The sequence below is a fragment of the Kitasatospora sp. NPDC059747 genome (assembly GCF_042732955.1).
In the GTDB taxonomy this organism is placed as follows: domain Bacteria; phylum Actinomycetota; class Actinomycetes; order Streptomycetales; family Streptomycetaceae; genus Kitasatospora.
The window spans coordinates 50,334-56,445 of sequence record NZ_JBHWGV010000057.1 but is presented as its reverse complement, the minus strand read 5'-3'; the positions used below and the strand labels follow the sequence as shown (position 1 = coordinate 56,445).

The window sequence follows — 6,112 nt, the reverse complement described above, 5'->3', positions numbered from 1 at the left end:
AGCCGCGGCGCGCCGGTTCTGGTGGGCGAGCGCCGGAGCCGGGGGGCCGCCGTCGCCGTCGTGTCGGCGCTCGGCGGGCTGGCCCTGCTGGTGGCCGCGCCGGCGGCGGGGCCGCGACCGGCGCTGGGCGTCGGCCTGGCGCTGCTGGCGGGCGCCGGGCAGAGCGGGCTCACGCTGTGGGCGCGCGGCGGCGGCTCGGCGCGGGCCGGCACCGGTGCGTTCACGACCGGGCTGCTCTGCCTGCTGCCGCTCGCCGCGGTCGAGGGCGTCCTGCCGACGGCGGGGGACCCGGCGCTGACCGGGGGAGCGCTGCTGTTCCTCGGGACGGTGCCCACGCTGTTCGCCTACCGCTGGTACTTCACCGGCCTGGCCGTCGTCCCGGGCACCACGGCCGCCGTGCTGGTGCTGCTCGAACCGGCGACCGCGGCGCTGATCGGCGTGGCCTTCCTCGGCGAGCCGCTCACCGCGGGCCTGCTGGCCGGCTCGGCGCTGCTCCTCGTCGCGATCGCGGCCCTCGCCCGGGAGTGACGTGGTCTACGAGGCCGCGACGGGGTACTCCCACTCCGTCGCGGCCGTTCCGTCGACGGTCAGCAGGTGTTCGGCGATCTCCAGGGGGACGGCCACCAGGGGGACGTCGGAGTCCAGGGGGATGCGGATCCGGTGGGCGGCGCCGAGGGCGGTCACCTCGACCACGGCGGTCGTCGCGCCGGTGAGGGACACGGCGTCCAGGCGGGGCACGAGGTCGGGGCGGCCGACGTCGGCGGGATAGCCGGTGAGGGTGAAGAGGAGGTCGCCGAGGTCGTCCAGGAGGTCGGCCCAGACCAGGAGCGGCGGCGCCGGGGCGGTGGCCGGGAGCCGGGTGAGCGGGCCCGGGTCCGGCGCGGCCCAGCCGCCCTCGGGCGCGAGGGCGGCGTGGAGGTCGTCGCGCGTGGCGGTCACCGGCAGGTGGGCGGCCGGGTCCGGGCCCGTCGTCGTGATCGCGACGTCACCGCCGGCGGGGAAGGCGATCCGGGTCAGGCGGCGGGTGCCGTCGGTGTTGGTGCGCTGGAGCGCGGCGGCCTCGCGCAGGAAGCCGCCGCGTCGCAGTCGGGGTTGTCGCTCCATACCGGTGGGAACGATCGTCAGGCGCCGTTGACGGCGTTCTTCACCCAGTCCGGGCAGCGGTCGGCGTAGCCGATGCAGTAGGCGGTGATGACGCCCTTGACGTTGCCGTAGTTCACCGTCACCTGCACGTGGGTGAAGTCGACGACCTTGCAGGTGCGCCACCAGGCCCAGCCGGAGCAGCGGACGTGGTTGACCAGCGTGAGGTAGTTCCACGTGGTCGCCGACTGCTGCTTCGGCCAGCCGGGCTCGGGGTAGCGGGTGGTCGCGCGGACCGCGCTGACGGTGAGGTTTGTGCTTCTGCTGGATCTTGGTGTAGCCCCAGGTGGCGGTGCCCCGGCGGAGGTTGACCGTGCGGTGGTCCTTGGAGGTCCAGCTGGCCACCAGGTCGTAGGCCGGGTCGCCGGCGAGCCGCGGGGTGAGGGCGGCGGCGCCCGGGGCATCGTCCGAGGCCGAGTCGTCGGAGGCGGAGTCGTCGGAGTCGTCCGGCGCGGTGCCCCGGGCGTACGCCTGGAGGAGGCCGGGGTCGACGCCGTGGTCGCGGGTCAGCTCGTCGACGGTCAGCTGCCCGCCCTCGGTCAGGGTGTCGTCGCCGAAGACCGCGACGGACACGCCGGCGTCGTCGGTCCGGTCCGGCGCCGGTGCGGACGGGGAAGCGGCGAGAGCGGAGGGAGCGGCCAGGATCAGGGCGGCCAGGACGGCTGCCGTACCGAGGGCGGGGCGGAGCGCGGAGCGGGACAAGTCCTCACCAGCTTCCTAGGAAGAGGGGCCTTGGGAGACGGTCCTTGGCTGTGTCCATGGCGGACGGACGCACACTATGCGCGGTGGACGGCCGCCCGCTACTGGAATATCTCCCAACTTCCCTTCGGCTGAGTGGGATTGACGCCTCCAATGATCTCAGGTCACCGACCGCAGGGTCGGCGGCCCCGGCGTGAGGGCGCGCAGGACCAGGTCGATGCGGACGCGCGCCGCGCCGGCCCGCTGGAGGGCGGCGGCGACGGCCCGCAGCTCCTCCGGTCCGGTGCAGGAGAGGCGGAGTTCGAGGTCGGCGTCGCCGGCCAGGGCGAGGCCGCTCTGGACGGCCGGGTGCTCGGCCGCGAGGCGGTCGAAGTCGAGGGGGACGGGCCCGAAGCTGACCCGGGCGATCGCGTGCAGGGCCCGGGCCGGTTCGGGCCGTCCTGCGGCGGGCTCCTCGTCGCCCGGGACCAGTTGGAGGGCGGTCACCGGTGCTGGAGCTGTGCGGTCGGGGCCGGGGCGGGCTGTGCGGCGGGGGCGGCGACGGGCGGGGCCACCAGCCGCGGGTCGAGGACGAGGGCGTCGACGCCGAGCGGGGCGGTGAGCTCGCGCAGGGCGGCCTCGCCGAGCTCGGTGTGGGCCTGGTCCGGCCCGAGGAGGGCGGTGAGCGCCTCGGGGGTGGAGAAACCGACGGCGCAGCGGCGGCCGTCGCGCAGGCGGAAGAGGCGGAGGGCGTTCGTGCTTCCGGTGCCGTGACCGAGGTGGTTGACGGTGACCGGAACGTGCCAGACGACGCGGGCCATGCGGGTGCTCCCCAATGGAGTGGTGGTGCCTGCCGGAACTGCTCCCTTCGAAGCTAGGCCGGGATCGGCCGTGCGTCGCCGGTCCTGACGCAGCGTTGACCGAATGAGGTGGCGTGTTGACGCACTCCTGACGGCCGACTCACCCAACTGGACTACACCACTCCGTATCCTTCCCCAAACATCCGCATCGAATGATAGTTTGCGCGATGATAGGGAAGTCGGGAAGGATGGTTGCAGGTGGCGCAGTACTACTCGGTGGAACAGGTGGCCGAACTGCTGGGCCTCCACGTGCGCACGGTCCGCGGCTACATCCGTGACGGCCGCCTCGCGGCGACCAGGATCGGCAAGCAGTACCGGATCGCCCGCGCCGACCTGGAAGCCCTCACCGGCGCCCCGGTCGTCGCGGAGAGCACCAGGGGGCGCGGCGCCGAGGTCTCGTCCGTCGTGCGGATCGAGGAGATCGACCGCGCGCGGGCGGACCGGCTGACCACCACCGTGCTCGCGGCCATCGCCGGCCCGCGCGAGGGCGGCCGGCCGCTGCACGTGGAGACCGTCCTCGACGAGGAGGCGCAGACCCTGCGACTCGTCATCCTCGGTGATCCGGCCGACACCGCCGCGGTGCTCACCATCGTCCACACGCTGACCAGGGAGTTGTGACATGTCCGACCCGACGTTCCTCCGGCTGGCCGCCGACGGCGCCCCGCTCCGCAGTGAACAGGACGCGATGGACGCGATCGCCGACGCCTGGGGCCGGGAGGCGACCTGGGTGATCGTGCCCGCGGCCCGGCTGCACCCGGACTTCTTCGCGCTGAGCACCCGCGTCGCCGGCGGCATCGTCCAGAAGTTCGTCAACTACCGGATGGGTCTCGTCGTCCTCGGCGACATCGCCCACCACGTGGCCGGGAGCAACGCCCTGCGCGACTTCGTCCGGGAGAGCAACCGCGGCACCCAGCTCTGGTTCCTGGCCGACGAGACCGAGCTGGCGGCCAGGTTCGCCGCGGGCTAGCCCCCTCCGGTTGCCGTGCGGGCGCCCCGGGACGACGGTGGAACCGACCGCCGGCGCGCCCCCGGGGCACCCGGCGCGCGCTCCGGGGCGGGGGGAGGTGGAGCGAGGGGGCCGGGACGAGATATCTTGACGTCAAGACGTTGGAGACGTGAAGCGGAGTTTCGATGACTGACTCGACCATCATCTATACGCACACCGACGAGGCTCCGGCCCTGGCGACCTACTCGTTCCTGCCGGTCGTCCAGGCCTACGCCTCGACGGCGGGCGTGCGCGTGGAGACCCGCGACATCTCCCTGGCCGGGCGGATCATCGCGAGCTTCCCGGAGCGTCTGGCCGAGGGCCAGCGGATCGGTGACGCCCTCGCCGAGCTGGGCGAGCTGGCCAAGACCCCGGACGCCAACATCATCAAGCTGCCGAACATCTCGGCCTCCGTGCCGCAGCTGAAGGCCGCCATCGCCGAGCTGCAGGCCCAGGGCTACGCCCTGCCGGACTACCCGGACGACCCGCGGACCGACGAGGACAAGGACGTCCGCGCCCGCTACGACAAGGTCAAGGGCAGCGCCGTCAACCCGGTCCTGCGCGAGGGCAACTCCGACCGCCGCGCCCCGCTGTCGGTCAAGAACTACGCCAAGACCCACCCGCACCGCATGGGCGCCTGGTCGGCCGACTCCAAGACCAACGTCGCCACCATGGGCGAGAACGACTTCCGTTCCACCGAGAAGTCGGCCGTGATCACCGCCGACGGCGCCCTGCGCATCGAGCTGGTCGGCCAGGACGGCACCACCACCGTCCTGCGCGAGAAGGTCCCGGTGCTGGCCGGCGAGGTCGTCGACGCCTCGGTCCTGCGCGCCGCCGCCCTGAACGAGTTCCTGGCCGCCCAGGTGGCCCGCGCCAAGGCCGAGGGCGTCCTGTTCTCGGTGCACCTCAAGGCCACCATGATGAAGGTCTCCGACCCGATCGTGTTCGGCCACGTCGTGCGCGCCTTCTTCCCGAAGACCTTCGCCCGGTACGGCGAGGCGCTGACCGCCGCCGGCCTGAACCCGAACAACGGCCTCGGCGGCATCCTGGCCGGCCTCGACGCGCTGGCGAACGGCGCCGAGATCAAGGCCTCGTTCGACGCCGAGCTGGCCGAGGGCCCGGCCCTGGCCATGGTCGACTCGGACAAGGGCATCACCAACCTGCACGTCCCGAGCGACGTCATCGTCGACGCCTCGATGCCGGCCATGATCCGCACCTCCGGCCACATGTGGGGCCCGGACGGCCAGGAGGCCGACACCCTGGCCGTGCTGCCGGACAGCAGCTACGCCGGCGTGTACCAGGCCGTCATCGACGACTGCCGCGCCCACGGCGCCCTGGACCCGGCCACCATCGGCTCGGTCCCGAACGTCGGCCTGATGGCCCAGAAGGCCGAGGAGTACGGCAGCCACGACAAGACCTTCGAGATCGCCGAGGCCGGCACCGTCCGCCTGGTCGACGCCGAGGGCGAGGTCGTGCTGGAGCAGGCCGTGCAGCCGGGCGACATCTTCCGCGCCTGCCAGACCAAGGACCTGCCGATCCAGGACTGGGTCAAGCTGGCCGTCACCCGCGCCCGCGCCACCGGCGACCCGGCCGTGTTCTGGCTGGACGCCGAGCGCGCCCACGACGCCGTGCTGATCGAGAAGGTCAACGCGTACCTGCCGGAGCACGACACCACCGGCCTGCAGATCGAGATCATGTCCCCGGTCGAGGCCACCACGTTCTCGCTGGAGCGCATCCGCCGCGGCGAGAACACCATCTCGGTCACCGGCAACGTGCTGCGCGACTACCTGACCGACCTGTTCCCGATCCTGGAGCTGGGCACCAGCGCCAAGATGCTGTCGGTCGTCCCGCTGATGGCGGGCGGCGGCCTGTTCGAGACCGGCGCCGGCGGCTCCGCCCCGAAGCACGTCCAGCAGCTGGTCAAGGAGAACTACCTGCGCTGGGACAGCCTGGGCGAGTTCTTCGCGCTGGCCGCGAGCTTCGAGCACCTGGCCGCCAGCACCGGCAACGCCCGCGCCAAGGTCCTGGCCGACACCCTGGACCGCGCCACCGGCACCTTCCTCAACGAGGACAAGTCGCCGAGCCGCCGCCTCGGTGGCATCGACAACCGCGGCAGCCACTTCTACCTGGCCACGTACTGGGCCCAGGAGCTGGCCGGGCAGACCGAGGACGCCGAGCTGGCCCAGGCGTTCGAGGGCCTCGCCAAGGCGCTCACCGAGCAGGAGCAGACCATCGTCGAGGAGCTCGTCGCCGTGCAGGGCTCGGCCGTCGACCTCGGTGGCTACTACCAGCCCGACCCGGCCAAGGCCGCGGCCGTGATGCGCCCGTCGAAGACCTTCAACGACGCGCTGGCCAACCTCGGCTGACCAAGGCCGAGTTGAACCACCGGGCGGCCCCCCGCCCCCCCCCCGGCCCGGCGGGCGGCCCCCGCCGGGCCCGCCGCCCCCGG

The 6,112-nt window shown here is 73.2% G+C and carries 7 protein-coding genes; 4 read left to right on the top strand and 3 right to left on the bottom strand.

Annotated elements, in window-relative coordinates; all coding sequences use genetic code 11:
• Positions 1-528: EamA family transporter (locus ACFV4G_RS24310; RefSeq protein WP_380443742.1), on the top strand; the 528-nt coding region annotated here is incomplete at its 5' end.
• 6 nt (positions 529-534) lie between these two features.
• Here the strand turns inward: ACFV4G_RS24310 and ACFV4G_RS24305 are convergent.
• The 3 genes from ACFV4G_RS24305 to ACFV4G_RS24295 all read right to left on the bottom strand — a co-directional run bounded on the left by ACFV4G_RS24305 (position 535) and on the right by ACFV4G_RS24295 (position 2,639).
• Entirely contained in the window at positions 535-1,842 is a 1,308-nt protein-coding gene (locus tag ACFV4G_RS24305) for a hypothetical protein (protein ID WP_380443740.1), read from the bottom strand.
• A 156-nt stretch (positions 1,843-1,998) separates the two neighbouring features.
• Entirely contained in the window at positions 1,999-2,325 is a 327-nt protein-coding gene (locus tag ACFV4G_RS24300) for a hypothetical protein (protein WP_380443738.1), read from the bottom strand.
• Positions 2,322-2,639, bottom strand: coding sequence for an SAV_915 family protein (locus ACFV4G_RS24295; RefSeq protein ID WP_380443736.1), 318 nt, complete (start codon positions 2,637-2,639; stop codon positions 2,322-2,324). Before ACFV4G_RS24295 ends, ACFV4G_RS24300 begins: the two co-directional genes overlap by 4 nt.
• Before the next feature lie 237 nt (positions 2,640-2,876).
• On the opposite strand from ACFV4G_RS24295, the gene ACFV4G_RS24290 reads away from it, so the two are divergent.
• The 3 genes from ACFV4G_RS24290 to ACFV4G_RS24280 all read left to right on the top strand — a co-directional run bounded on the left by ACFV4G_RS24290 (position 2,877) and on the right by ACFV4G_RS24280 (position 6,029).
• Positions 2,877-3,296, top strand: a complete 420-nt coding sequence (locus ACFV4G_RS24290; RefSeq protein WP_380443734.1) for a helix-turn-helix domain-containing protein — start codon at positions 2,877-2,879, stop codon at positions 3,294-3,296.
• Between the two features lies 1 nt (position 3,297).
• Complete coding sequence (locus ACFV4G_RS24285; protein WP_380443732.1) at positions 3,298-3,645, top strand: DUF4180 domain-containing protein; 348 nt, start codon at positions 3,298-3,300, stop codon at positions 3,643-3,645.
• 164 nt (positions 3,646-3,809) lie between these two features.
• On the top strand, positions 3,810-6,029 hold the full coding sequence (locus ACFV4G_RS24280; protein ID WP_380443730.1) for an NADP-dependent isocitrate dehydrogenase: 2,220 nt from the start codon (positions 3,810-3,812) through the stop codon (positions 6,027-6,029).
• Positions 6,030-6,112 lie beyond the last annotated feature (83 nt).

What these genes read in the sequence shown, in the direction of transcription:
- ACFV4G_RS24295 (WP_380443736.1), bottom strand. Translation starts at nt 2,639, where the DNA reads ATGGCCCGCGTCGTCTGGCACGTTCCGGTCACCGTCAACCACCTCGGT.
- ACFV4G_RS24285 (WP_380443732.1), top strand. Translation starts at nt 3,298, where the DNA reads ATGTCCGACCCGACGTTCCTCCGGCTGGCCGCCGACGGCGCCCCGCTC.
- ACFV4G_RS24280 (WP_380443730.1), top strand. Translation starts at nt 3,810, where the DNA reads ATGACTGACTCGACCATCATCTATACGCACACCGACGAGGCTCCGGCC.